This is a genomic window from Vibrio sp. V12_P9A6T4 (genome assembly GCF_963874835.1).
GTDB classification, from domain to species: Bacteria; Pseudomonadota; Gammaproteobacteria; order Enterobacterales; family Vibrionaceae; genus Vibrio; species Vibrio anguillarum.
Map to the genome: position 1 here is coordinate 72,433 of NZ_CAWNJO010000093.1, position 26,271 is coordinate 98,703.

General features: G+C 45.4%; 25 protein-coding genes, 1 other RNA gene and 3 pseudogenes. 21 read left to right on the top strand and 8 right to left on the bottom strand.

From position 1 onward, the window contains the following. The first annotated feature begins 152 nt into the window (after positions 1 to 152). Both recN and bamE read left to right on the top strand, forming a co-directional pair. Positions 153 to 1,817 carry a DNA repair protein RecN gene (recN, locus tag AACQ42_RS14850; RefSeq protein WP_029388392.1) on the top strand — a complete coding sequence of 555 codons (1,665 nt, stop codon included), beginning with the start codon at positions 153 to 155 and terminating at the stop codon, positions 1,815 to 1,817. Positions 1,818 to 1,961: 144 nt separating this feature from the next. Further along, entirely contained in the window at positions 1,962 to 2,321 is a 360-nt protein-coding gene (bamE, locus tag AACQ42_RS14855) for an outer membrane protein assembly factor BamE (protein WP_026027472.1), read from the top strand. Between the two features lie 111 nt (positions 2,322 to 2,432). On the opposite strand, the gene AACQ42_RS14860 is transcribed toward bamE, so the two are convergent. Together AACQ42_RS14860 and AACQ42_RS14865 are read right to left on the bottom strand one after the other, a co-directional pair. Further along, a complete protein-coding gene (locus AACQ42_RS14860; RefSeq protein ID WP_010319507.1) occupies positions 2,433 to 2,735 on the bottom strand; it encodes an RnfH family protein in 303 nt (100 codons plus the stop codon). Continuing rightward, positions 2,735 to 3,166 carry an SRPBCC family protein gene (locus tag AACQ42_RS14865; RefSeq protein ID WP_094166385.1) on the bottom strand — a complete coding sequence of 144 codons (432 nt, stop codon included), beginning with the start codon at positions 3,164 to 3,166 and terminating at the stop codon, positions 2,735 to 2,737. The genes AACQ42_RS14860 and AACQ42_RS14865 overlap by 1 nt, the downstream gene beginning before the upstream one ends. Positions 3,167 to 3,282: 116 nt before the next feature. Here AACQ42_RS14865 and smpB point away from each other — a divergent pair, with 116 nt between their 5' ends. From smpB to AACQ42_RS14890, 5 genes and pseudogenes are all read left to right on the top strand, one after another. Further along, positions 3,283 to 3,768 (top strand): SsrA-binding protein SmpB, encoded by a 486-nt coding sequence (gene smpB / locus AACQ42_RS14870; protein WP_013857439.1) that lies wholly within the window; start codon positions 3,283 to 3,285, stop codon positions 3,766 to 3,768. A gap of 67 nt (positions 3,769 to 3,835) precedes the next feature. Beyond that, positions 3,836 to 4,202: a transfer-messenger RNA gene (gene ssrA, locus AACQ42_RS14875) on the top strand. 375 nt (positions 4,203 to 4,577) lie between these two features. Then, positions 4,578 to 4,931 (top strand): annotated as a pseudogene (locus AACQ42_RS14880) (hypothetical protein); the annotation flags it as partial. Between the two features lie 2 nt (positions 4,932 to 4,933). Next, positions 4,934 to 5,017, top strand: a pseudogene (locus AACQ42_RS14885) (transcriptional regulator); the annotation flags it as partial. Between the two features lie 114 nt (positions 5,018 to 5,131). Next, positions 5,132 to 5,254, top strand: a pseudogene (locus AACQ42_RS14890) (integrase); the annotation flags it as partial. A gap of 16 nt (positions 5,255 to 5,270) precedes the next feature. Here the strand turns inward: AACQ42_RS14890 and AACQ42_RS14895 are convergent. From AACQ42_RS14895 to AACQ42_RS14905, 3 genes are all read right to left on the bottom strand, one after another. Continuing rightward, complete coding sequence (locus AACQ42_RS14895) at positions 5,271 to 5,828, bottom strand: hypothetical protein (RefSeq protein WP_094166386.1); 558 nt, start codon at positions 5,826 to 5,828, stop codon at positions 5,271 to 5,273. 288 nt (positions 5,829 to 6,116) lie between these two features. After that, the gene (locus AACQ42_RS14900) at positions 6,117 to 6,269 is read right to left on the bottom strand and encodes a hypothetical protein (RefSeq protein ID WP_017042953.1); all 153 of its coding nucleotides are present in this window, start codon (positions 6,267 to 6,269) and stop codon (positions 6,117 to 6,119) included. A 99-nt stretch (positions 6,270 to 6,368) separates the two neighbouring features. Further along, on the bottom strand, positions 6,369 to 6,764 hold the full coding sequence (locus tag AACQ42_RS14905; RefSeq protein WP_176429736.1) for an ACT domain-containing protein: 396 nt from the start codon (positions 6,762 to 6,764) through the stop codon (positions 6,369 to 6,371). 251 nt (positions 6,765 to 7,015) lie between these two features. Here AACQ42_RS14905 and AACQ42_RS14910 point away from each other — a divergent pair, with 251 nt between their 5' ends. The 11 genes from AACQ42_RS14910 to AACQ42_RS14960 all read left to right on the top strand — a co-directional run bounded on the left by AACQ42_RS14910 (position 7,016) and on the right by AACQ42_RS14960 (position 18,361). Then, a complete protein-coding gene (locus AACQ42_RS14910; RefSeq protein ID WP_094166388.1) occupies positions 7,016 to 7,603 on the top strand; it encodes a class I SAM-dependent methyltransferase in 588 nt (195 codons plus the stop codon). Next, positions 7,600 to 10,527 (top strand): DEAD/DEAH box helicase family protein, encoded by a 2,928-nt coding sequence (locus tag AACQ42_RS14915; protein ID WP_094166389.1) that lies wholly within the window; start codon positions 7,600 to 7,602, stop codon positions 10,525 to 10,527. The genes AACQ42_RS14910 and AACQ42_RS14915 overlap by 4 nt, the downstream gene beginning before the upstream one ends. Before the next feature lie 294 nt (positions 10,528 to 10,821). Further along, positions 10,822 to 11,184: a transcriptional regulator gene (locus AACQ42_RS14920; protein ID WP_254918609.1), complete on the top strand. Its 363-nt coding sequence runs from the start codon at positions 10,822 to 10,824 to the stop codon at positions 11,182 to 11,184. Beyond that, positions 11,175 to 11,543 carry an SFCGS family glycine-rich protein gene (locus AACQ42_RS14925; protein WP_094166391.1) on the top strand — a complete coding sequence of 123 codons (369 nt, stop codon included), beginning with the start codon at positions 11,175 to 11,177 and terminating at the stop codon, positions 11,541 to 11,543. Before AACQ42_RS14920 ends, AACQ42_RS14925 begins: the two co-directional genes overlap by 10 nt. Then, the gene (locus tag AACQ42_RS14930; RefSeq protein ID WP_017047947.1) at positions 11,540 to 11,833 is read left to right on the top strand and encodes a DUF4312 family protein; all 294 of its coding nucleotides are present in this window, start codon (positions 11,540 to 11,542) and stop codon (positions 11,831 to 11,833) included. The genes AACQ42_RS14925 and AACQ42_RS14930 overlap by 4 nt, the downstream gene beginning before the upstream one ends. Positions 11,834 to 11,857: 24 nt before the next feature. Further along, a complete protein-coding gene (locus AACQ42_RS14935; RefSeq protein WP_017045612.1) occupies positions 11,858 to 12,634 on the top strand; it encodes a DUF4311 domain-containing protein in 777 nt (258 codons plus the stop codon). 10 nt (positions 12,635 to 12,644) lie between these two features. Further along, complete coding sequence (locus tag AACQ42_RS14940) at positions 12,645 to 13,292, top strand: DUF4310 family protein (RefSeq protein WP_064624573.1); 648 nt, start codon at positions 12,645 to 12,647, stop codon at positions 13,290 to 13,292. Between the two features lie 45 nt (positions 13,293 to 13,337). Continuing rightward, the gene (locus tag AACQ42_RS14945) at positions 13,338 to 14,501 is read left to right on the top strand and encodes an amidohydrolase/deacetylase family metallohydrolase (RefSeq protein WP_088728668.1); all 1,164 of its coding nucleotides are present in this window, start codon (positions 13,338 to 13,340) and stop codon (positions 14,499 to 14,501) included. Next, complete coding sequence (locus tag AACQ42_RS14950) at positions 14,485 to 15,609, top strand: DgaE family pyridoxal phosphate-dependent ammonia lyase (RefSeq protein WP_094166392.1); 1,125 nt, start codon at positions 14,485 to 14,487, stop codon at positions 15,607 to 15,609. Before AACQ42_RS14945 ends, AACQ42_RS14950 begins: the two co-directional genes overlap by 17 nt. Beyond that, on the top strand, positions 15,600 to 16,346 hold the full coding sequence (dagF, locus tag AACQ42_RS14955; protein WP_094166393.1) for a 2-dehydro-3-deoxy-phosphogluconate aldolase: 747 nt from the start codon (positions 15,600 to 15,602) through the stop codon (positions 16,344 to 16,346). The genes AACQ42_RS14950 and dagF overlap by 10 nt, the downstream gene beginning before the upstream one ends. 89 nt (positions 16,347 to 16,435) lie before the next feature. After that, on the top strand, positions 16,436 to 18,361 hold the full coding sequence (locus tag AACQ42_RS14960) for a BglG family transcription antiterminator (protein ID WP_254918610.1): 1,926 nt from the start codon (positions 16,436 to 16,438) through the stop codon (positions 18,359 to 18,361). A 231-nt stretch (positions 18,362 to 18,592) separates the two neighbouring features. On the opposite strand, the gene katG is transcribed toward AACQ42_RS14960, so the two are convergent. Beyond that, a complete protein-coding gene (gene katG, locus AACQ42_RS14965; RefSeq protein WP_094166395.1) occupies positions 18,593 to 20,767 on the bottom strand; it encodes a catalase/peroxidase HPI in 2,175 nt (724 codons plus the stop codon). Positions 20,768 to 21,071: 304 nt separating this feature from the next. Next, positions 21,072 to 21,392: a DOPA 4,5-dioxygenase family protein gene (locus AACQ42_RS14970; RefSeq protein WP_094166396.1), complete on the bottom strand. Its 321-nt coding sequence runs from the start codon at positions 21,390 to 21,392 to the stop codon at positions 21,072 to 21,074. 216 nt (positions 21,393 to 21,608) lie between these two features. Here AACQ42_RS14970 and AACQ42_RS14975 point away from each other — a divergent pair, with 216 nt between their 5' ends. From AACQ42_RS14975 to AACQ42_RS14985, 3 genes are all read left to right on the top strand, one after another. Beyond that, complete coding sequence (locus tag AACQ42_RS14975) at positions 21,609 to 22,214, top strand: DedA family protein (protein WP_019282098.1); 606 nt, start codon at positions 21,609 to 21,611, stop codon at positions 22,212 to 22,214. A 176-nt stretch (positions 22,215 to 22,390) separates the two neighbouring features. Next, positions 22,391 to 23,650, top strand: coding sequence for a D-amino acid dehydrogenase (locus tag AACQ42_RS14980; RefSeq protein WP_094166397.1), 1,260 nt, complete (start codon positions 22,391 to 22,393; stop codon positions 23,648 to 23,650). 298 nt (positions 23,651 to 23,948) lie between these two features. Next, positions 23,949 to 25,493 carry an alanine/glycine:cation symporter family protein gene (locus tag AACQ42_RS14985; protein WP_017043180.1) on the top strand — a complete coding sequence of 515 codons (1,545 nt, stop codon included), beginning with the start codon at positions 23,949 to 23,951 and terminating at the stop codon, positions 25,491 to 25,493. A gap of 92 nt (positions 25,494 to 25,585) precedes the next feature. Here the strand turns inward: AACQ42_RS14985 and AACQ42_RS14990 are convergent, their stop codons facing one another. Then, positions 25,586 to 26,194: an acetate uptake transporter gene (locus tag AACQ42_RS14990; protein ID WP_010320388.1), complete on the bottom strand. Its 609-nt coding sequence runs from the start codon at positions 26,192 to 26,194 to the stop codon at positions 25,586 to 25,588. Between the last annotated feature and the right edge of the window lie 77 nt (positions 26,195 to 26,271).

Below are 26,271 nucleotides of genomic sequence, written 5' to 3' on the forward strand. Positions count from 1 at the left end.
GCTATCAAGCAACATAAATCACTTCCTGTCGCATGCACTAAACTCAGCGCAGTTTACAATACTCATAGTTTTCTGACAGGCATCTTTACTGTATAAAAAAACAGTTTATACTGTTCACTTATACAGTGTTATTTGATTATATAGGTACAGAAATGCTGGCTCATTTAAGTGTGAATAATTTTGCTATTGTTAAATCATTGCAGTTAGAGCTTTCCAAAGGAATGACTACCATTACTGGCGAAACCGGTGCGGGTAAATCCATTGCAATTGACGCGCTCAGTTTATGTCTTGGTGGCCGTGCGGAAGCAGGAATGGTCAGGCAGGGTGAAGAAAAAACCGAAGTCAGCGCCGCCTTTATTTTGGACAATAACCTCAACGCCACGCGCTGGTTGGAAGACAATGACTTGCTCGACCAAAAAGAGTGTATTTTACGCCGAATCATCACCAAAGATGGCCGCTCTCGTGCCTTCATCAATGGCAGCCCTGTGCCTCTTTCACAACTCAAAGCTCTAGGTCAATTACTGATCAACATCCACGGTCAACACGCCCATCATCAACTGATGAAAAGTGAGTATCAAATGAGCATGCTGGACCAATACGCAGGTCACGTGAATCTTGTCAAAGAGACACGCTTAGCCTACCAAATGTGGCGTCAAGCAGATAACCAGCTCAATCAACTCAAAGAAAATAGTCAACAAAACCAAGCTCAAGTTCAACTGCTGGAATATCAAATCAAAGAACTCAATGAATTGGCGATTGGTGAAGAAGAGTTCACCGAACTCGAACAAGAGCACAGACGTTTAGCCAACAGTGGCGAGCTTGCTACCACTTGCCAGCAAGCCATTGAACTTATTTATGAGGGGCAAGAAGTCAATGCGCTAAGTTTGCTGCAGTCAGCCAACCACGCCTTGCTTGAACTGGCCGAGTTAGATGAAAAACTTGCCACCTTACCCAACATGGTGGCTGAAGCCATCATCCAACTCGAAGAAGCCAACAGTGAATTGCGAAACTATCTGGACAGTATCGATGTCGATCCTGAACGTATGGCTTATGTAGAAGAACGTTACTCTAAAGTGATGTCCATATCGCGCAAGCACTACATCGCTCCTGAAACGCTTTACCACCACCACCAAGATCTGCTCAAACAAATAGCGCAACTTGACTGCTCTGAAGATAAATTACAAGAACTGGAAAGTAACGTTGCCAAACAGTATCAGCAGTTTGCAACCTGTGCCGACAAACTGCATAAGTCTCGTAGCCGTTACGCGAAAGAGCTGGATAAATTAATCACCAATAGCATGCACGAACTGAGCATGGAAAAAGCCAAGTTCTGCATCGAAGTTAATCATGAAACAACGCATCCATCACCACTGGGTTTTGACACCGTAACCTTCTTAGTCTCGACCAACCCAGGTCAACCGCTGCAGCCTATCGCTAAAGTCGCGTCAGGCGGAGAACTGTCACGGATATCTCTAGCAATCCAAGTGATCACCGCTCAAAAAGTAGACACTCCTAGCCTTATTTTTGATGAGGTCGATGTCGGTATCAGTGGGCCAACTGCTGCGGTGGTCGGAAAAATGTTAAGGACATTAGGCGAATCAACTCAAGTACTGTGTGTGACTCACTTACCACAAGTGGCAGGTTGCGGGCACCAACAACTGTTTGTCAGCAAGCAAGCCAAAGCAGGAAAGACAGAAACACAAATGAAACGGTTAGACAATGAACAACGCGTCGCTGAACTTGCTCGCCTTTTAGGGGGTAGCCAAATCACCGAATCTACCCTTGCTAATGCGAAAGAACTGCTGATCGCCGCCTAAGCTGACATTTTTCTTTTTAGGTTTGCAACCAAACTCAAAATTTGCAGTCTCAACTAGCTCGTAGCTCAGTCTATTTTTTACTTCTGCTGCGAGCTTGTTTATTATCAGTCCAGTTTTACGACCTATTGGCAAAGAATTTTGAATATGCAGTTAAAAAAGTGGTTAATCGCAGTCCCTTTAGCAATGACAATGCTGACTGGATGCTCTTTATTAGAAAAACTCGTTTATCGTATTGATATTAACCAAGGCAACTACGTTGAACAGCAAGCCGTCGATCAACTCAAGTTCGGTATGAGCAAAGAACAGGTTAGGTTTGTCATGGGGTCGCCGATGCTTATTGAAAACGGTTATCCCGATACTTGGTATTACATTTATCACCACACGGAAGGCCACAAAGAATCGATACAGAAAAACCTGATTGCGACATTTAATACCGCAGGTGCTTTGATGGAAATCAGTGGCGACTACCCTCCTAGCGAACGGTTTTTTGAAGGCGTAAACTGAACGAAAACACGTTCAAACAAATGATACCCAAAGTGCACCTCACAATGAGTGACACTAACGGACAGGGCTCATAACGAGCCCTTTATCTTGCACCCAATACCGCAGCAACGTTTACTGTTGCGCTTTTGCCTGCTCGGCTCTCTTGCGACGGATCTCTTTAGGGTCGGCCAATAACGGACGATAAATTTCAATGCGATCACGGTCTCTGACCGTCGAATCTAGCTTAACGTTACGACTAAAAATCCCGACCTTATTTTTTGATAAATCAATCTCTGGGTAGAGCTCAAGCACACCGGACTGTTGAATTATCGTTTCGACGGTTGAGTTTTTGTCTACCACCAAATTCAGTACTCTTTGCTCATGAGGCAATGCATAGACTACCTCAACATGGATCATCTCAGATTCAATACTCATTACTGATACACCTGTTTCGCTCGTTTGGTAAATGCGTTAACCATATTACTGGTCAATTCATCGAATATCTTGCCAAAAGCCAATTCCACCATTTTGCTCGAAAATTCAAACTCCAGTTTAAGTTCAACCTTGCAGGCCTGTTCATCAAGTGCAGTAAAATACCAACCGCCTTTTAAAGCCTTAAAAGGACCATCGACCAAATTCATCAAAATAGCTTCACTGGCCACCAACACATTCGACGTTGTGAACGTCTTACTTATCCCTGCCTTTGAAACATCCACCGAAGCCACCATCGACAAATCGGAAGATTCAATAACGCGAGAACCAGAACAACCTGGCAAAAATTCAGGATAACGAGCAACGTCATTCACGAGATTAAACATTTGTTCTGCACTAAAAAGCACTAAAGCAGAACGACTGACTTGCTTCATATTCTCTCCTCATCACCACCGAAAGAGTCTGGTGTGTAACAATTTTACTTTTATTCTTATCCTACGCAAATAAAAGGATTTCCTAAGCTCGAACCAAGCCGTATAATGCCGCCATTATGGTAAAGAAAAAATCAAACTCAAAAGCAGGTAGCAATACCATTGCTGTAAATAAAAAAGCTCGCCACGAATACTTTATCGAAGATGAAGTAGAAGCAGGCATGGAGCTCCAAGGCTGGGAAGTCAAATCTCTTCGTCAAGGCAAAGCTAATATCGCAGAAAGCTACGTTTTCATGCGAGACGGAGAAGCCTTTGTTTCCGGAATGACAATAACGCCACTGCAGCAAGCATCCACTCACGTGGTTGCCAACCCAACTCGCGTGCGCAAGCTGTTAATCAGCCGCCGTGAACTGGATAACCTTTATGGACGCATCAACCGTGAAGGCATGACACTTATCGCACTATCACTGTATTGGTCTCGCTCTTGGGTGAAAATCAAAATTGGTGTAGCGAAAGGTAAAAAACTGCATGACAAACGTGATGATTTAAAAGAAAAAGATTGGGCAAGAGAGAAAGCACGCGTAATGAAGAGCTCATTGCGTTAATCTTGACCACTTAGACGCAGAAAGCTAGACAGACAAAGGTTTTCTGGTAGTATGCGTCAACACACTTGGGGCTGATTCTGGATTCGACGGGAATTTTGCAGTCTGAGGTGCATGCCGTGGGGCGGTTTGCCACGTTAAAAGCCGCAAAAAAATAGTCGCAAACGACGAAAACTACGCACTAGCAGCTTAATAACCTGCCAAGAGCCTTTCTGCCCTAGCTTCCGCTCGTAAGACGGGGAACAACAGAGAGTCAAAACCAAACAAGCTCGTGCCGCGTCTCCCGCCTGAGAGACAAAGCATTAAAACTAATTCAGGATAGCCATTAGATAGCGTGTCGGTTCGCAGTTTGATGGTGAAATTAAAGATCGAATAAGCATGTAGTACCAATGATGAATGATTTTCGGACGCGGGTTCAAATCCCGCCAGCTCCACCAATCACTAGTAACGGGACGTCTCAGGACGTCCCGTTTTCTTTTCTAAACCCTTGTCATATCTAGCTTTAAGTGGTTCAGGGAGTCTCATCGAGATTCACTTAATCTCTGTCACTTCGTAACATTCCTCGTAACACTGCCACAGCTCACCTCAACCACTTTGTTCATTCAAGGTAACTGTTCATTTATTACGAACAACTTGCATCACTGTACAAACTATTAACGCCCCACTTCCTATCGCAGCTTTCATCGCTGAAATCATCCATTCTGCTCATCAAAACTTTTGACTTACAGATTATGAGTAACAATTTACTCACAACTTGAAAGAAAATGACTTTAAGAGTAAAACTTTACTCATTGATAAGTAGGGTGTTGTCGATGGAAGAACTAACCGTACAAGCTTTTATCAAAGGTGAATGGATAGATATTGGTATTATCTCGTTCCCTAAAAGTAGCCAACATAATTTCCGAGTAACTGAACTCAACTACCTCAGCGACTATGCGCTAGAGCATCACGATAAAGATGACTTTCACGCTGTTTCACTAAACCACCCTGTCTCATTCTTTTTTAATGACATGGGTAAACCTGGATGGTTAAAGTTTCTAGACGATATTATGCCTAGCGGCGCTAGTAGACGGTACTGGGTTAAACTCCTAGATATTGAAGACCTTAGTTCAAACGAACAAGACTATGTTTTGCTCAAGTTTGGCACGATGTCGCCTATTGGCAACTCAAACCATTTGGCTTAAAAGTCGGACTGCTCCCCTCTTCTCCCGATGCGTTAAAATCGCTATTGATAGATGGTGAGGATGGGTAAAATGCTCAGTATCAGCGCTCTTGCTTTAGATTGAATTGCTATAACAAGCTAGTATTTTTAAATGATTTAGGAATACATGGACGCGGGTTCAGTTCCTTTTGAAGTAGGAAATTGATGATTTTGCCAGGTGGTTCTAAACAATCGCAACTCAATGACTATCGCTCAATAAATAGAAAGCGCGCCAATCTCAACTTAGGACGCCACCCTGATGTTTCTCTTGTACAAATGCGGAGGTCAGTTTACACACCCGCAGTTATGCATTCGTTTGTTGCTGATGGGTAGCGACTGTCGTGAGTTTATCGGCGCGGAAAAGCTTGTAAGCCATAATGCCAATAACCAACGCTTTGATAATCATCATTTGTGGGTTACCGAAATAGGCAGCCATACCAACAAACCCCGATAAGAACATGAGCAAACGGAACCTTTTCAGGTCAGTCATATACAGTGCCAACAAAATTAACGCGAGATCGCCAAACTGCAAGGCTTCGGCAAGTGTGGGGTTATTGATAAAGCTGCTTACGGCCACATAAGCAATATAAAGAATACCGCTCGCCATCAAAGCCGCAGCAGAATTGATCACCATTTTGCTGGTGTTAGTAAAATCTTTCACATATCGATAGGCGTTAATGGCACCAACCGACAGGTTAAGGATCACTTTAGGCCACCAGCCCATCAAAATTGACCAAGCAATGTCATTCGCAGCCGAAGCAAAAGCAGCATAGCGTGTAAACTTCATCGAATTAAAAACGGTAAGTGATATATAGAATGCGACAGATGTCCATCCTAATACTTCACGTAATATATCAAGCAAAATATGGTCTCTTTTTACATAGAATCATCATCCACAACAATGAAACTATCTGCTACTAATAAGGCCAGTAGTGGTTTATAAACCCACCACATAGCCGTTGGGCGCAGGATAATATCACGGCATTCGGTATAAATCCTAGAAAAGACTCTTATCAATACACGCTTATTCTCGAGAATATGTTTCTCAATTTTGGAAACAAAACTGCAAACTCAACAAACGCATCACCACTCCCCTTTTGACACACTCAATCATCCCTGAATGAAAATTAACTGACGTACGCTAACTCATTCAGCGAGGAGAACGAACCGCAACCACTTTCGTCTCGATCAACTGGTAGCGAATCCCAGCTTGGTCAAACGACTGGCGCAGCGCCGTTAAATTCCGGTGATAGGTCACTTGCCGACCAGATGCCGTCTTCACTTTCATTACCATATTAGTCATACACTTATCCTCTACACTTAACCGATTGGTTGCATCAAACGACGCTATTTTGAATATTTATAGCCAAACAACTTGGAGTTTTAGGTAGCAAGGAAATCGTTATTGTGCGAACTCTTTGAGTGCCGCCATCGCATTTTCTGCCTTCTCTTGTTGTACAAAAATATGGTCATGATAATAGCCCGCAATCACATTAGCGCTGATGCCATACGAAGCTAGCTTAGTTGCAAAAGCGGCCGTTAAACCCACTGCCTCTAAACTTGAATGAACCGTCAGCGTAATTAAGCTGAATACCGATTCAAAATCGAGCTGCGCCGCAATGGCCTTTTGCTGCTCAATGACCAAGGTCAGCCCTTCGCGCTCTTGAAATGTCGCCACGGGTTCTAAATGCAAATAATCGGCTAATGCCCCTTGCACAGTACAAAACACATAACTTCCGCCCACCAACTCGGGTGACATGGATTGCAGTAAAACCTCTAAATCAGTAATCGCTGTCATATTTTTCTTTCTCATTCAAATTGAAGCCGAAGTGCAGAGTAAAGCCCTCTGTGGAATAAGTGAAATTAATAATATTAATGGTTAATTAGTCATTCTTATTGAATAGAACATCACTTGAGTTCTATGGCGACTTTAGGCTAGCTGTCTGCGCACGAAAAACTTAAAACAACTCAGTTGATCACACTTGTACTGCAATCAATTGAGCCTTTGGTATTAGATAGTTAGAATAGCGTTCACTTTGAGGAGCGATTATGTCTATCGAGTTCTACAACCAAAATGCCCAACTGTTTTTTGCATCAACCAAAGAAGTAGATACCCATTCGCTGATGGAACACTTTACGCCCCATATTCCAAAAGGGGGCATCATCCTTGATGCTGGTTGTGGTTCCGGCAGAGATGCAAAAAGTTTCATTGAGCAGGGTTATAAAGTGGTGGCATTTGACGCCAGTGAAGAATTAGCAAGCTTAGCATCTCAACTGCTTCAAATTCCGGTCACCGTTTCAACCTTTGCTGATTTTCAAAGTGATCAATCTTTTGATGGTATTTGGGCTTGCGCATCGTTACTGCATGTCGGTGAGTTGGATCTTCCAGATACCTTTACTCATTTAGCTTCTCAGCTAAAACCATTAGCCCCTCTATATTGTTCTTTTAAATATGGGGCAGGGGAAGTCGAACGAGATGGCCGTCGATTTACCAACGGTGATGAACAGCGTTTAGCACAATGGATCGCTCATGCCCCATTGAATGTGGCAAAAATCTGGATAACCAATGATTTAAGAGCGGATCGCCAAAATGAACAGTGGTTGAATGCTATTTTAATAAAAAGTGAAGAGCGATGAGCGCTCATAGAAACAAGGGTCTGGCCACTTTATATAGCGGCCCAAAACTGAGTGCGGGAGGGAAACAAGACCCGCTACTTCCTAAGTTAATCCAAGCCATTAACCACGCTAGTGAAATAGAGATCTCGGTTTCTTTCGTTCAACCTTCCGGATTGGATTTACTATTTGACCCTATTCTTGACGCTCTAAAAAGTGGAGCCTCACTCAAATTACTGACTTCGGACTATCTAGCAATAACCCACCCAGTCGCATTACGACGCCTTATGATATTGGCGGAACGTGGAGCGCAATGCCGTATTTTCACTTGTGAAAGTCAACATAGCTTTCATATGAAATCCTACATTTTTGTTAAAACAGAACAAGGAACCATCAGTGAAGGGTGTGCTTGGGTCGGTTCAAATAACATCAGTAAAACAGCATTGCTACAAAGCTATGAGTGGGCTTTACGCCACGATTTTGAGCAACCAGCCACTTCACCCGCAGCGCAAGAATTTGAATATATTCGTGAGCAGTTTTCAGCTATTTTTTCTCATGAACAGAGTATGACTCTCTCCCATCACTGGATAGACGACTACTTACTGCGCTACAAAAAACTGTCAATGCAACGTTCATTAACACTGTTGGATGGAGCCGATGAAGCACCGGAGATCCCTACCCCAAACTCAATGCAAGTGTTGGCTTTATCAGCGCTCAACCAGAGCCGTGAGCAAGGCTATGTACGTGGCTTGGTTGTCTTAGCGACTGGAATGGGAAAAACATGGTTAGCCGCTTTTGATGCCCAACAGATGCAAGCAAAACGCGTCTTGTTTGTTGCCCATCGAGAAGAGATTCTGACTCAAGCTGAAAGCACATTTAGTAAATTAATACCTAACGCTAAAACTGGCTTATACAACGGAGCTGAAAAAACAGAGGAAGCTGATTATCTTTTTGCTTCAGTCGCCACCTTAGGTAAAAAAGCGCAGTTAGCGCGCTTCAAAGCCGATGATTTTGACTATATTGTTGTCGATGAATTTCATCACGCGAGTGCGCGTAGTTACCGAGATTTACTCGCTTATTTCCAACCAGCATTTCTTTTAGGCTTAACTGCAACACCCGAGCGCTCTGATCAAGCCGATATATTATCGCTTTGCGACAACAATTTAGTGTTTGAGCGTAACTTGGTGCATGGCATTGATGAGAAAATTTTAGTGCCATTTCATTACTACGGTATTTACGATCAATTCGTCGATTATCAAGAAATCCCTTGGCGCAATGGCAAATTTGACCCTACAGCTTTGGACAGTGCATTTGCGACCAAGCAGCGTGCCGAACATATTTATCACCATTGGTTTGACAGAAAACAACAACGCACATTAGCTTTCTGTATTTCTAAACGTCATGCCGATTACATGGCGAAATACTTTTCCAAACAAGGCGTTCGCGCTATCGCCGTCTATAGTGACTCTCAAATACGTCGAAACGACGCCTTAAAACAGTTGAATGAAGGAAGTATCGACATTCTTTTTTCTGTCGACCTGTTCAATGAAGGAACCGATCTACCCGCGATTGATACCATTTTGATGATTCGTCCCACCGAATCAAAAATACTCTTTTTACAGCAATTAGGCCGCGGTTTGCGCCAATCTCCGAGTACAGGTAAACAGCAATTAATGGTGTTAGATTTTATCGGTAATCACTCTTCATTTTTAAATCGGCCCGCAACCCTACTCAATGTGGGTTCACTGAAAGAAATAGTCAAAACGACCAACCAAACCACTTCGTTAGCGGCCGGTTGCTATGTCAACTTTGATCCACAACTGCTGCAATTTTGGCAAACCTTAGAAAAACAGATACGTTCAACTGCGGCTGAAGATTACCAAGATCTCAAACATCAACTCGCACACCGACCAAGTGCCGCCGAATTTTTCCACCATGGCTATGATCTCAGTAAAGTACGCCGCTCGATGAAAAGTTGGTTTAGGTTCGTGGCAGACCAAGAAAGTGACTTAGCACTGACTCAACGACTGACGAAACATGACGAGTTTTTGCTCAAAGCAGTCGAAATCACAGCGATGAGCAAATGCTTTAAAGCCGTTTTACTTGAAGCACTATTAGAGCTTGATGGTTTGCGAAAGCCCCCAACATTGAATGAGCTAGCGATTCAAAGTCATAAAGTGCTATCACGTAGACCTGATTTGATGCGACGAGATCTCACCGAACAAGCCAAGCAATTTAGCGCAACAGGATCCGAATGGCTAAATTACTGGAATCGAAACCCAGTCAAAGCGTTTACAAGCCCAGACTCTTCTGGCCACGCATGGTTTAAGGTGGATAATCATCGCTTTGTACCTACTTTTGCTATAGACAATGCCGATTTGCCACAGCTTCATAATCTTATTCAAGAACTTGTCGATTTGCGCTTTGCCGAATACATACAGCGAGTCAGTAAGCAAGAAGCACACTCAAACTCGAAGCCAATCCAAACTTCGGCCAAGATCCTTCCGTTGCCAAACCAAGCAAGCGAAAAAGGTACCTATTTGCCCCTCTACCCCGATCTAAAAATTGCTTGCGGTCATTTCAAGCAAGGTACTCATGATACGCAAGAGCAATATTTAGTCACCGCTGGTTACGGTAAGCTTGATCCAACAAGACATTTCATTGCCCCCGCTTCAGGTAATTCAATGAATGGAGGTAAAAACCCGATTCAAGATGGTGATTTACTACTACTTGAATGGGTCACACCAAAGAGCGCAGGTTCAATTTCTAATCTGGTCATGGCGATTGAAACTCAAGATGAAACGGGTGATAACCACTACTTGCTACGCGTAGTACGCAAAATAGGACCAAACCATTATCAGCTTGAGGCACAAAACGCTGACTACGCTCCCATGCTCGCAACCGACAGCATGCGTACTTTTGCTCGGCTCAAAGCCATCCTCCGTTAATATTGCGTGCTTCCTGACGCTCTATTGGGAAAATAAACATAAAACCAAAATAACCACCAGTTGTTTTGTGACAGGCAGCAAATAAAGAGACGATAAATTTGCGCTTGAAATAGCGATTCAAATCACATTTTCAGCGCATTTATTCCCATAAATCTTATTCACACATCACATAAAACCGCGCGAATGTTACTGGCCACGGTTTATTTCCATTTGGAAGTGGAAATAGGGCTTATCCACCCTTGCTCCCTTTTACGCTATTTTCTTCTCCAAGCTAAACATTTGGAGAATCCCACGGTGCAAAACTCTCAACCCATTAGCATGGATGATGCACAGATTATAGAGCTTGGCTTGTCGCTCACCGAACGAGCCATTGTCTTGCTTAATTCACACGCTATCTACCCCGATTCGCTACAGAAAAAAATGCTCGAAACACACATCAAAGCGATGGTTTGGCGCTCATTTAGCGGTGAATCGTTGCCTGAACTCGATATGGAGATGTTTGATGAAATCTCTCCCATTTGTTTCACCTTGGCCGAGCAAGTGTGTCATTGGATGGAGAGCCTCGCTTATGAAGAAGCGCATCTGCTTTCGGTCCATTTTGAAGTAGCTAAAGAAAACGAATTAAACCCAACAGCAGGAGAAACAACATGTCAGTAATCAAAGTCGTTATTGGTGATCGCATGGGCAAAGGTCAAAAAGTAGGATCTGGTGCTCAAGCGGCAGGCGCTGAAGTGACCGTTATTCCCGGCATGGCCGCAGACATGAAGTTAGGTGATGTCATGCAACAGCAGCAAGCCGATTTAGGGATCTCTTTTTGCGGCAGCGGCGGCGCTGGTGCTATCACAGCGCAAACAAAATATGGCTATCAATGCCGCTATGGAATGCGCTCTGTTGAGGAAGGGATAACCGCGATCAATGAAGGCTGCGTGGTTTTGGGTTTCGGCTTTATGGATAAAGAAGAGCTGGGCGAAAAACTGGTGAAGGCGTTTGTGGCTAAGCATGGCATCAAAGCATGAAAGAGCAGTTAACCACTAAGGTAACCGTGAGTGGCAAGGGCGAAACAAAGCAGCAGGCTTTTGCCGCGGCTTTAAGCCAAGTACAACCCACGTTACTTAAGAATAACGCAAAAGTCCTCCTCCGGATTGAACCGTTAGACGTCAACGTTTTGCAAGCAGAAGAGAAAGTAACGCGAGAGAAATTCCTTTTCTTCTTTCTTGCAAGAGATCGACGCCAATACAGCGTCAAGCTAGAGGTTACGGTCAGCCTGACCCACATCGATGTGGAACAGGTCGATTTCAAACGTTAACAGGTCACTATAAGGATCCCTGACATGTTTCTTATCATTCTCTTTAAGTCCATCATCATTGGTGGCTTAGTCGGTATCGGCGTTGGAGTAGGCGCGGCAAGGATGTTCCATGCTCCAACTATCCAAGGTATGGGTGCATTTCGTACTCTGGGAGAGTTGAACTCGTGTGAAGGCGACCCGGCCTCTCACTTCTCTTTTGGGCTTGGATTCTTCTTTAATGCTTGGGCCTCAACGGTTGCGGCAGGGGCATTCACTCAAGATGTTGACCACCGCATCATCCCGAACTGGGGCGCGGCGGCGCTGATGATAAAAAACCGCGACCTTGCTACTACCTTGCATGATCCAAAACGAATGGGCATTGCTTGCGCCATTATCGGTGCGATTGTGGTTGCGTTTCTTAACTCAACGGCGGCGGCCGTTCCTGCGGCGCTGCAAGTCACGGCAGTAAAGGTATTAGTACCTGCGGCAAACTTACTGGTGAATACCGTCATGCCGGTTATTTTCTGGCTAGCGGCAATTGAAGCGGGTAAGAAATCGGGCTTTTGGGCCACTATCTTTGGTGGTTTAGCGCAAATGATCATGGGCAACGCCGTTCCTGGTTTGGTGCTGGGTATTTTGATTGGTAAAGGTGTTGAAGAGAGTGGTTGGAACAAAGTAACTCAGATCATGATGGCGGCGATTATTGCACTGTTTGCGTTAAGTGCTTTCTTCCGCGGGTTCGACATGAAATTTATCGAAGCTTTCCATATGCAAGTTCCTTTGTGGCTTGAAAATATCCATCTCATGATCAGTGGCAAATAAGGAGTTGACCATGGACGAAAAAATGAAAAACAACTTTTGGTATGCCGACTGGTCTTTCCCGATTTTCGTGGGCTTGCTTTCAGCCGGGGTTTTTGCCGGAACGCACATGTACTACTTATACGGTGTCGGTGCTTTTAACGAGGTGGCGTTTGTGTCCATGCTGCGAGCAGGGATGGATACAGGCGCGTACGGTGCGGTGGCCGCTTTTGGTGCAAGCTTTCTGTTTGCACGCATCATTGAAGGTTCGCTCGTGGGCATTTTGGATATCGGTGGCGCGGTGCAAACGGGTGTGGGTTTAGGGATTCCAGCTTTATTACTGGGTGCTGGCATTGTTTATCCTCTTGAAAATTTCACCGCTTCGTTAATCACAGGCATGCTCGCTGGTTTGGCGATTGGTGGCTTAATTGTGCTGGCACGTAAATTCACCATTAACCAAAGCGATTCAACCTACGGGGCTGATGTGATGATGGGAGCAGGTAATAGCTCCGGCCGTTTTCTTGGACCATTGATCATTTTATCTGCGATGGCCGCTTCTATCCCGATTGGGATCGGCTCTCTAGGTGGCGCATTAATTTTCTATGTGTGGGGTAAACCGATTACGGGTGGTGCAATTCTCGGAGCGATGGCGTTAGGAGCTCTTTTTCCTATCGCACTGTAAAACAAGCTGGGGTTTAAATTCTACTGATAATCGCTCTTCGCGCCGATGAGCGAAGAGCGTGAGATGCAAATTATGTATGACATCCTGATCAAAAATGCCCAACAAGCGGGTGGGTCTAGTATCGATATCGCCCTTCAGGGCAACAAAATAGCGGCGGTGGGCGATCTTGCTGGTTCATTGGCAAAACAGACCGTCGATTTAGATCATGACGTTTTTGTCAGTGCCGGTTGGATTGACGGCCACACTCACTGCTATCCGAACTCGCCGATTTATAACGACCACCCCGATAACGTTGGGGTGTCAGGTGGCGTGACGACTGTCATTGATGCGGGCAGCACAGGCGCAAACGATGTGGATGATTTTGCACAGCTTGCAGCGCAATGCACAACCCATGTGCGAGCTCTACTGAATATCTCGAAAATTGGCTTGTTGCGCCAAAATGAACTGGCCGATGCCAACGACATTGATCTGGATAGCGCAAAGCAAGCGCTGCTTCGTCATCCCGAATTTATTGTCGGTTTAAAAGCACGCATGAGCGGTAGTGTTGTCGGCCACAATGGCTTAATGCCGCTTCAGGCTGCCAAAGCATTACAGCAGCAATGCGGCTGCGTTCCATTGATGGTGCACGTCGGTAATGCGCCGCCGGATTTGGATGAAATTGTCGCTCTGCTGGGCAAAGGCGATATTCTCACTCACTGCTTTAATGGCAAGCCTAATCGCATTCTTGATTGTCATGGGGAGATAAAAAGCAGCGTTCAGCAGGCCAGAGCTCGAGGCCTGAAACTTGATATCGGCCACGGCAGTGCCAGTTTCAGTTTTGAGGTGGCTGAGCAGGCCATCGCACAAGGGATTTTGCCCGATACGATCAGTTCTGACATTTACTGTAAGAACCGGCTCAATGGCCCGGTTTACGGTCTTGCCCACCTGATGTCGATGTTTTTTACGCTCGGATTATCCCATGAGCAGATCATTGAGCGCGTGACGAGTCAAGCAGCGCAAGCACTTCGCCTAGCGAAAAAGGGGCACTTAATTGCAGGCTATGATGCCGATTTAACGCTCTACACCATCAATAAAGCGTCGGTTAACTACACCGATACTCATCACCAGCATCGAACTGGACAACAGAGATTTACGCCTCTTGCTGCCATTATTGACGGCAAGCTTGTATTGACTGAACAAGGACAACAGCATTATGTCTTCCATTCTTGAAAAATATCACTTGAAACAAGTGATCAACACATCTGGCCGTATGACAGCTCTTGGTGTTTCTACTCCGCAAGCCGAAGTGGAGCAGACTGTCTGTTTTGGGATGAACAACTACTTTGAAATGAGCGATTTGGTGAACAAAACCGGCCAATATATTGCTCGTTTGCTGCAAGTTGAAAATGCAGTCGTCGTCTCATGCGCTTCTGCGGGGATTGCACAGAGTATCGCGGCAGTCATTGTGCGTGGTAACCCTTATCTGCTTGAGCATCTGCATGCAAAAACGCACCCGATCGCAACGGATATTGTGATCCCCAAAGGGCATAACGTCAATTATGGTGCCCCGGTTGGCTGCATGGTAAATCTTGGCGGCGGTAACCTGATTGAGGCCGGTTGGGCTAATGAATGCAGCGCAGAACAATTAGCCGCGGCAATCACCCCCAATACCGCCGCCATTCTCTACATTAAATCGCACCATTGTGTGCAAAAAAGCATGTTAACCGTGCCACAAGCGGCCAAAGTGGCTCAAGACCACCAGCTTCCGCTGATTGTTGATGCAGCAGCAGAAGAGGATCTACAACTCTATTATCAGCAAGGGGCTGATCTGGTGATCTACAGTGGTGCGAAAGCGATTGAAGGCCCAACCAGCGGTTTAGTGATTGGGAAACATCAATATGTGGAATGGGTTAAGCAGCAATCTGCAGGTATTGGCCGTGCTATGAAAGTCGGTAAAGAAGGCATTTTAGGCCTAACGCATGCCATTGAGTTGTACTTAAGCCGCCAACAAGAAACCGGCCAACAAATGGTGGATAAAATGACGCCATTTATCGAGGCGTTAAACCGTATTGAAGGGATAAGCGCACGCGTGGTTTGGGACAGTGCAGGCCGAGATATCGCACGTGCAGAAGTGAGTTTTGATGCCAAACAATTTGGTATCAGCGCTAATGAAGCCGTCACACGCCTCCAAAATGGTAACCCAGCGATTTACTGCCGCGCTTACAAATCCAATGAGGGTTCGGTGGAATTTGATGTCCGCAGTGTTTCATCTCATCAACTTGAACTTATTCTTAGCGCCATGAACCAACTGAATCAGGAGTCATTAGAATGTCTTTAAGCCCTAATTTTTACGCTGACCGCGTATGTCTCAATGTGCTGGCGGGCTCTCATCATAATGCGATTGAAGTCTACCAAGCCGCAGAAGGCCATGTGTTGGTTGGTATGCTCTCGAAAGATTACCCAGATACCGCAAGCGCTGCGGCTGATATGAAAGCGTGCGCTGAAAAAATCGAGAATGCTTTATCGATTGGCCTTGGCGCAGGGGATCCAAAACAATCGGATATGGTGACGGCTTTAGCCGGAATACTGCAGCCTCAGCATGTCAATCAAGTCTTTACTGGTGTCGGGGCTACGCGTCAAGCGCTAGGTCAACATCACACTATCGTGAATGGTTTGATTTCACCATCAGGCACTGTTGGCTTGGTTAAAATCTCAACTGGCCCGAAAAGTTCCGGCATGGAAGAAGCGGTTGTTCCCGTTGATACCGCGATTGCCATGTTGCAAGATATGGGCTGCAGCTCAGTCAAATTCTTCCCAATGCAGGGGCTAAAATGCAAAGCTGAGTACCAAGAAGTTGCCAACGCCTGTGCTCGTCACCACTTTTGGTTAGAGCCAACAGGTGGTATTGATCTAAACAACTTTGAAGAGATTTTACGCATCGCTCTCGATGCGGGTGTCGAAAAAGTCATTCCACACATTTATAGCTCAATCATCGATGAGAAAACCGGACAGACTCGCCCCGAGGATGTGAAAACCCTGCTGGCCATGACTCAAAAACAACTGGCACATTCATAACACCGACGCCGGAGCATGTGCTCCGGCATAACAAAGCGTTGGCTATCTATTGCCTTTTAGTGCATTTTACCTTTTAGATAGCGCTGTTCATGCTGGAATGGGAATCGATGATGTACAAGCTACCGCACCCTCGCCTAATTCATTTGTTGGATGCTGTATCCGCCTCGCCTTTGACTCAGGACGAACTTGCGCAACGGCTTAATGTTTCGACACGCACCATACGCACCGATGTCGCGCTGCTCAATAATGTGATGGTCAACCATGGCGCGCATCTTCTCCACCAGCGCGGTTCCGGTTACCAACTCAATATTTACAACCCGTCAACTTTCGAGCATTTTTTGTCGAGGGTGCAAAATGCAGAAACGATTCCAAGGACCAGTAAAGAGCGCATCATTCAAATTCAAGTGCTGCTATTGACGGCAGAACAAGGCGTAAAAATTGACGAATTGGCCGAGACATGGAATCTAAGCCGCACCGTTATTCAAAATGATATGGCCGATGTGCGCAGCCAACTCGCCACGTTTGGTTTATCGATTGAAAGTAAACCTCGTTTGGGCATGCTGATCCAAGGCCCAGAAATGGCGATTCGCTCCCGTTTAACCCAACTTATCTACATCGAACAAAAAGAGACAAAACAAGCTCTGGGCTTTATTAGTACGATTTTCCCTGAAAAATCTCAGCAAATTTTTGCAGCGCGCTTTCGTGAAGTGTTGACCAACCATACACTCTATATCAATGATATTGGGCTGCGTTGGTTAACCCTTTATGCCGCCGTCACACTGCACAGGCTCGCGTGTGGCAAAGAGCTTACCGAATTTTCTAAAAACGATGTTCATGAAACGACGCTACCGATTGCCAAAGCGTTATTTTCTGCGCTACCGATGCTGTTACCCGCCAATAACCATGAAATTACCGCCTTGGCGATTCACATTCAAGCGAGAATTGCGACGAATCAAGCACTCCTTAGCCAAGGTGTACAGCATAAAGCCGATGCTCTAGTCACTCATATCTTTGATTATATCTATCAAAATTACCCTTACGATGTGCGTGACGATGCGCTATTACGCCGCGATCTCCACAACCACGTCTGCCATATGATCATTCGTGTCAAACATCATGTCGCCACAATTAACCCATTGGCCGAACATATCAAACAGCACTACCCACTCGCTTACAGCATTACCTTATCGGCCATCGCAGACTGGATCAGAGAGACGGGTTACTGCATGACGCAGCACGAAATAGGCTATCTTGTAATTCACATTGGTGTGGGGCTTGAACGTAATTACCATTTAGGTCACCGTACACCAAAAGCGCTCCTGTATTGCGACGCCGGTAATGCCGCGACACTTGGGCTAGAAGCGATCATCCGCCGCCAGTATCCGCAATTGGATATGAAAACGGTTTATTCCCCTGAACAGTTGATCACCGCTGATGCCACGCAAGCCGACCTCATTATTACCACCATGCCCTTAGCCAATAGAGAGATTCAGAGCTTTGTGGTTGACCCCTTCCCTACCCAACATCAATTGGAAGAACTGGGCAAACAAGTGTTGGTTGATCGCACGCACTCTTATCTTTTGGATAAGTATTTTTCCAAGGCTCAATTTCTCTACCTTGATGACGTCATTGAGCAATCACACCTCTTTGAGCAGGTTTGCTCGCATCTTGAATCAACTGAGTTGGTAGAGGAGGGATACCTAGCTTCACTGCAAGAGCGAGAGAGTTTGGTTTCAACCATGATGGGCGAATACATTGCTCTACCTCACTCGATTGAGCTCTTTGCTAAACGTTCGATGGTTTACACCGTCGCCGCACCGCGTGGAATTGAGTGGGGCAATGGTGAAAAAGCCTATCTGATCTTTTTCCTCGCCTTAAGTAAATGTGACTATGAAGAGGCAATGGGGCTGTATGATCTTTTCCAAGTGCTGATTAATAAAAAATTAGGCAAAAGTCTGTCGCAATGCGAAACCTTCAAGCACTTCAAAACACTGGCGCACTTGGAATTACAATAAAATATATCGCTGTGTGATGCTTCCTAGATGCCCTCTATTTTTTAGATGCCCTCTATTTTTTAGATACCATCTGTTTTTAGGTTCCGTCTGTTTTTAGGTTCCGTCTGTTTTTAGAAACACTCGTTTTTTAGGGACCACTCTTTTATAAACAAGCCGTTTAGAGAGAAAGCTAGGCACAACAAGGCCCTCGCTAAGAGGGCCTTAATATCAAGATTACTGAGTGGAGATGGCTTACAACACGTCGAAGCGATCGGCGTTCATGACTTTGGTCCAAGCAGCGACAAAGTCTTTGACGAACTTCTCTTTGTTATCGTCCTGCGCGTAAATTTCAGCGTATGAGCGCAAAATAGAGTTTGAGCCAAACACCAGATCAACACGAGTCGCTGTCCATTTTGTTTTACCGCTCTTACGCTCAACCATATCGTAAGAGTTACGGCCTGTTGGCTTCCAAGTGTAATTCATGTCGGTGAGGTTAACGAAGAAATCGTTAGTCAACGCCCCAACACGATCAGTCAATACGCCGTGTTGGCTGCCGCCATAGTTTGTACCGAGCACTCGCAATCCACCAATCAATACGGTCATTTCTGGAGCAGTCAGGCGTAATAGTTGCGCTTTATCTAACAGCATCTCTTCTGGGTTAACCACGTAATGTTGCTTCTGCCAGTTACGGAAACCATCCGCCAGTGGCTCAAGCACATCAAACGATCCCACATCGGTTTGTTCAAGCGTTGCATCACCACGTCCCGCAGTAAAAGGCACAGTAATATTAACGCCTGCCGCTTTGGCCGCTTGTTCAACACCGACGTTACCCGCCAAAACAATGGTATCGGCGATGCTAATACCCGCATCAGCGGCAATTTTCTCCAGAACAGCCAACACTTTGCTGAGTCTTTCTGGCTCATTACCTTGCCAATCTTTTTGAGGAGCTAAGCGAATGCGTGCACCGTTAGCGCCACCACGTTTATCGGAACCACGGAAAGTACGAGCACTATCCCATGCGGTGCTGACCATCTCACTGATGCTTAAGCCACTGGCCGCTATTTTCGCTTTTACTGCATCCACATCATAATCTTTACGACCTGCGGGGATGGGATCTTGCCAAATGAGATCTTCTACCGGAACATCAGGGCCAAAGTAGCGCGCTTTAGGCCCCATATCGCGGTGAGTGAGCTTAAACCAAGCACGAGCAAACACTTCAGAGAAATACGCTGGGTCTTTGTAGAAGCGCTCTGAGATCTTGCGATATTCAGGATCCATCTTCAGCGCCATATCGGCATCGGTCATCATGGGGTTATAACGAATGCTTGAGTCTTCCACATCAACCGGTTTATCTTCCTCTTTGATGTTGATTGGCTCCCACTGCCACGCGCCAGCAGGGCTCTTCGTCAGTTGCCATTCGTAGGTAAATAGCAGGTGGAAGAAACCGTTATCCCACTGGGTTGGGTGCGTAGTCCATGCACCTTCAATACCACTGGTGACGGTATTACGGCCAATACCGCGGCTGGTGTGGTTATTCCAACCCAAGCCTTGTTCGTGCAAGTCCGCCCCTTCAGGATCTGGCCCTAAGTTCGCAGCGCTACCATTACCATGCGCTTTACCCACCGTATGCCCACCCGCAGTCAGCGCAACGGTTTCTTCATCATTCATTGCCATGCGCTCAAAAGTGACGCGCATGTCATGTGCGGTTTTCAGCGGGTCTGGATTACCGTCAACGCCTTCAGGGTTTACATAAATCAGGCCCATCATCACCGCAGCAAGCGGGTTTTCTAAATCACGCACACCGGAATAGCGGCTATTTTCTCCGCCACTTGGCGCTAGCCACTCTTTTTCTGAGCCCCAATAAGTGTCTTTTTCTGGGTGCCAAATATCTTCACGACCAAAAGCGAAACCAAAGGTTTTAAGCCCCATGGATTCATAAGCCATATTACCCGCCAAGATCATCAGATCCGCCCAACTGATTTTGTTGCCGTATTTTTGTTTGATTGGCCACAATAAGCGACGAGCTTTATCTAAGTTAGCGTTATCGGGCCACGAGTTAAGCGGAGCAAAACGCTGGTTGCCAGAGCCCGCACCACCGCGACCATCTGCAATTCGGTAAGTACCCGCAGAGTGCCATGCCATGCGGATCATCAAACCACCGTAATGCCCCCAGTCGGCAGGCCACCACTCTTGGCTATTGGTCATCAGTGCTTTGAGATCTTTTTTCAAGGCATCAACATCCAATGTTTTTAGCGCATCGCGGTAATTAAAATCCGCACCCATTGGGTTGGTTTTCACGTCGTGCTGGTGAAGAATGTCAAGATTCAGTGCTTTTGGCCACCAATCCATGTTGGATTGTTCAGCAGAAGTTACTCCGCCGTGCATGACAGGGCATTTACCGCCCGAATTCATACCTTTATTCTCCATTGCGTTCTCCTTGCTTCGCATTACTGCGGCTATTTAAGTGTGCTTGATTTATTCTAAAAACACTCAGCACGGTCGATATTGGCTGAACATTCACTGTATTAAATTCAAATGCAACAAAACTTAGAACAACATCATGTATATACAATAACAACGAGAGGTGATGAGCCTGCGGTCACGACTTGTTCGAAAAACCTTTTTCTTCAAAACCTTGCCACGATTGTTGTTTCTGCTGCGTTCTGTACAGACTAGACAAGATGAGCATTAAACACTAATTCACTGTGGCTATTAATTTGATAGGCATCCTCTAACGCAATACGGCTAAGTTCACCCCTAAAGTCTCTCCTAACCACAGAACTTGTCCCTGAGAATGGTCATACCTATCGTCTCCAGAAACCGGATGGATTAACACGCTAAGACCTTCCCGATGTTCATCTAGCCACTCAATAAATCCGTGGCTATTGTCAGCAAGGTGTACTTCAAACATCGGCTTTAAGTGCGGGCCAACAAGCCTTGGTACTAAGCCAAACATGGCTTGTACATCATGTCGTTGTTGGGCAATTTTTTGTTGTACGCGTTGTGCTTTCGCTTGCTCTACGAGATCAAAATAAACATGGGCATGAAACATAAAATAACTCCTCTTGATTTTTAAGCAGTGTACTACGCCAAAAGAGCATAGAAACCACAACAAATTTGCTGATGATTTTCAGCTAATTTGAAGGTACTAACCACAACGTATTCTATTTTAAGAGCCAAGAAATGGGCATTATCACACGATGACGTTGATTCAAACGAAGAACCAGCGTATTAAATAACCTCAAACTTTCGATGGTGGATACCCGCTTTGCAACCTATCAATCAACTGCTCCTCTCAATGCAGCCGTTATTGGAACAGTACGGCTACCTAGCACTGATCATCAGCATCTTTTTCGAAGGGATTGGCATTCCGATGCCCGGCCAATCGCTCATGATTGCCGCGTCCATTTTGTCATCCAATGGCGTAATGAATTTCTCTCTTGTTATGATTGTATCGTGGCTAAGCTGCTTTATTGGTAATAGTTGCGGCTATCTACTCGGCTATTATTTTGAGGGTTGGTTGGATAAAAAAGGCTATATTTCAGGGGCTAAATTTCAAAAACTGCAAAGCGCTATTCAAAAATACGGCCCGATTTGCTTAATCATCAGTCGCTTTGTTGAGGGGATGAAACAATTCATGCCATTAGCCTGCGGAGTGGCGAAAATGCCCATCAGAGTATTTTTACTGGGTAACGTGCTTGCCACCACAGTTTGGGTCGCGGTCTTTGGTTTACTCACCCATTTTGCATTTGAACATCTTCACCAAATCAGCCACTTTTATTCTGCTTACCGCTATTGGATCTGGGCAATGGCCGCTATCACTTTTATCGTTATGATTTATGCAGTATTGAAACATAGACACACTCAGCGCTGATAGCGACCTGTCTCTGACTTCATTTCCCCCCTTTTGTCATCACCACATAAAAATAAGTGTAGGGGCTAGTGATTGTGTTTCCACTCAATTTGATGTTTGATGTTGCCATTATGTGAACATTTACACCAACTCTGAATGTGCTCAGAGAACACACTAGGGTGATTTAAGGAGACAACATGGACGTGATCGTCTTAGGTAGCGGCGTCATCGGGCTAACCAGCGCATGGTATTTATCACAAGCGGGCCACCGAGTAACGGTGGTGGATCGCCAATCACAAGGTGCAAAAGAGACCAGTTTTGCTAACGCAGGGCAAATATCTTACGGCTACTCTTCCCCTTGGGCTGCACCCGGCATCCCACAAAAAGCATTAAAGTGGCTGTTTGAAGAGCATGCACCGTTGAAAATAAAACCGTCTATCGACCCACAGCTGTTGGCGTGGATGGGTAAAATGTTATTGAACTGCCAACAGGAGCGTTACAACATCAATAAAGCCAGAATGCTGGCGATTGCCAATTACAGCCGCGTTTGTTTGGCTGACCTGAATCAGCAACATAACCTGCAATATCAAGGCCGTCGGCTTGGAACGTTGCAAGTATTTCGCAGCGAAAAACAGCTACAAGCGATACAAAAGGACATCAAACTACTCGAGCAAAGTGGGATTCGTTATCAGCTTCTTGATGTCGATGGGTGCATTAAGCAAGAGCCGGGGCTTGCTCTTGTACGCGATAAATTGCGAGGTGGTTTGTACCTCCCCGACGATGAAACCGGAGACTGCTATCTGTTTTGCCAACAATTAACAGAGCTCGCGAAAAGCCGTGGGGTGCAATTTCTGTTTGATACACAAATAAAAACATTAACCACTGAAGGCAAAAAGATCACCGCTGTCCAAACCGATAAAGGTGAGCTAAAAGCAGACAAATATGTCGTCGCACTCGGCAGTTACTCTACCGCTTTACTGGCGACATTGGGTATCTCCATTCCTGTTTATCCAGTGAAAGGGTACTCACTAACGCTGCCGATTGTCGACGCCGAACTTTCCCCACGTTCAACGGTAATGGACGAAACATATAAAGTGGCCATCACTCGTTTTGAGGATCGAATTCGTGTCGCGGGCACGGCAGAGTTAGCCGGGTTTGATCCTGCCTTGCCTGATGCACGCAAAGCAACCATTGCAAAAGTCGTGACCGATCTCTTTCCTCAAGGTGGTGATTTAGCACAAGCTGAATTCTGGACAGGCTTTAGACCAATGACGCCTGACGGAACTCCGATTATAGGCTCCACTCCATTTGAAAACCTTTACACCAATACCGGACATGGAACCTTAGGGTGGACGATGGCTTGCGGATCTGGACAGCTTCTTGCCGACATCGTCAGTGAGCAAACTTGTGCTTTACCAATTCATGAGTTGAATCTCTCTCGCTACCTCATCAACTAGTCGCAATAGAAAATGCTTATTATTAGCTAAACCTTAGTGGAAAGTTATTATGCATAATGATTCATCCGAGAGGATTTAATTTCCAACCTTTCGGGTGACCAACCCATATGCGCTGAAATTTTAGCCAATTCTAATTAACCCACCTATTATTTAACATTTCATTAGCATTTTGTGTTCCTCATCACGCTAACGATTATTCACAGACAAATAAATTAACATCTAAGTTACAAAAAGATTAATATGTTGCCCACAAAGCAAACACAACACTCACCAAAACTACTAAAACAGGGAAATGCATATGCAGTCATTTGTTGATTTTCTGAATGGAATAATCTGGAGCCCGGCGCTAATTTATTTATGCCTTGGTGCGGGTTTATTCTACTCAATTGTGACCCGATTCGTTCAGGTCCGTCACTTTTTTGAAATGTGGCGACTTCTTCTTTCCGGAAAAAGCTCAACCAAAGGGATATCCTCTTTCCAAGCTTTGGCCGTTTCACTTTCGGGACGCGTCGGTACGGGTAATATTGCAGGCGTAGCCGCAGCAATTGGTTTTGGTGGCCCTGGTGCTATTTTCTGGATGTGGGTAGTGGCCTTTTTTGGTGCCGCGACTGCTTATGCTGAGTCAACTCTGGCACAGATTTATAAAGAAGAAGATGAAGGTGAATTCCGTGGTGGCCCCGCTTATTACATCGAAAAAGCGATGGGACAAAAATGGTATGCATGGATCTTCGCCATTTCCACCATCTTTGCTTGTGGTGTGCTTTTACCTGGCGTGCAATCCAACAGCATTGGTAATGCCGTAGAAGCAGCTTTTGGGGCTGGCCCAATCATTGAAACCACTATCGGTAGCTTCACTTTTGCTAAGATTTTTACTGGTACCGTAGTGTCAATTATTTTAGCTTTCATCATCTTTGGTGGTGTTAAGCGTATCGCTAACTTCACACAGGTCGTGGTGCCATTTATGGCTTTGGCCTATGTCATTACTGCGTTTGTTATCATCCTGCTTAACATCAGTGAAGTACCACGTATTTTTGCCATGATCATTGGTGATGCGTTCACACCAATGGCAGGTATTGGTGCTGCGATTGGTTGGGGGGTAAAACGAGGTGTTTACTCAAACGAAGCAGGCCAAGGTACTGGACCGCACGCTGCGGCTGCCGCGAGTGTTGATCACCCAGCGCAGCAAGGTTTAGTGCAAGCATTTTCTATCTACATTGATACTTTGCTGGTCTGTTCCGCAACCGCGTTCATGATTCTGATCACTGGTGCTTATAACGTACACGGCGGCGCAGAAGGTGCATTTTTAGTACAGAACATCGCGGCGGATATTAGTGCCAATGGCCCAGTATTTACCCAAATGGCGATTGAGAGCGCACTACCGGGCGTGGGTAAACCTTTTGTTGCGTTTGCTCTGTTCTTCTTCGCCTTTACCACGATTTTGGCATACTACTATATTGCTGAAACGAATATTGCTTACATTCGCCGCACCTTTAAAGTCGATGGCCTGATGTTCCTTCTTAAAGTAGTGATCATCGCAACGGTATTCTACGGCACAGTGAGAACCGCGAACCTTGCTTGGGCAATGGGTGATGTGGGCGTGGGTTTGATGGCGTGGCTAAACATAGTCGGGATTTTGATCATCTTCTTTATGGCTAAACCAGCTATTGCAGCACTCAAAGATTATGAAGAGCAACAAAAACAAGGTGTCGATGAGTATCTTTTCAACCCAGTAAAACTCGGCATTAAGAATGCGACATATTGGGAAGGAAAATATAAACGCAAAACGGGACAAGAACCAACCGTAGAAGAAAGCTCTGTGGGTGTTGAACAACCATCATCCTAACGGATTAGCTAAGCTCATCAGCAAAAAGCATTCAAGGTAAACGTAAAAAGGGTTAGCAAACGCTAACCCTTTTTCTTTTTCATCAACCCGTATTAGGCTGCGATTTCTTGTGTCGTCAACTTTTCGACAACAGCATTTTGCGCTTTCTTTTCACCAATCGGTAAAATAACACGGCCATATTCATTATTCAGAACTTGAGCCATTGCAAAATAAATCGCACTTGCGCCACAGAAGATGCCTTCAAAGCCAGCAATCGTGCCGATAAGCTCGCTACCAGTGAAATCACGCGCAGCTAGTAAAGCAAATAGAATGGTCAGTGAGCCGAATACCACTTGTTTAGCACGTGGGTAGCACAATGAACCGATAAACATGAAACCAGTGAAAATGCCCCACAACGCTAAGTACCAACCCATAAAGTGAGCAGGGCTTGCTGGTAGTCCCATGTATGGCATGACAATCAGGCCAACCAATGTGAGCCAAAATAGGCCGTAAGAGGTAAACGCTGTGGTACCAAAAGTGTCACCACGTTTGAAACACATGATACCCACGATGACTTGACTTAAACCACCGTAGAAAATACCCATCGCCAAAATCATAGAGTCGATAGGGAAAAAGCCTGCGTTATGGATATTAAGCAGGATAGTCGTCATGCCAAAACCCATTAGGCCTAGCGGCGCTGGATTGGCCAATTTAGTAGACATTCGCGAGTACCTTAAAAAATGTTGATAAAAATTACGCGCGGATTTTAGTGGAGTAGCACACAAAATGGAAAGAACGT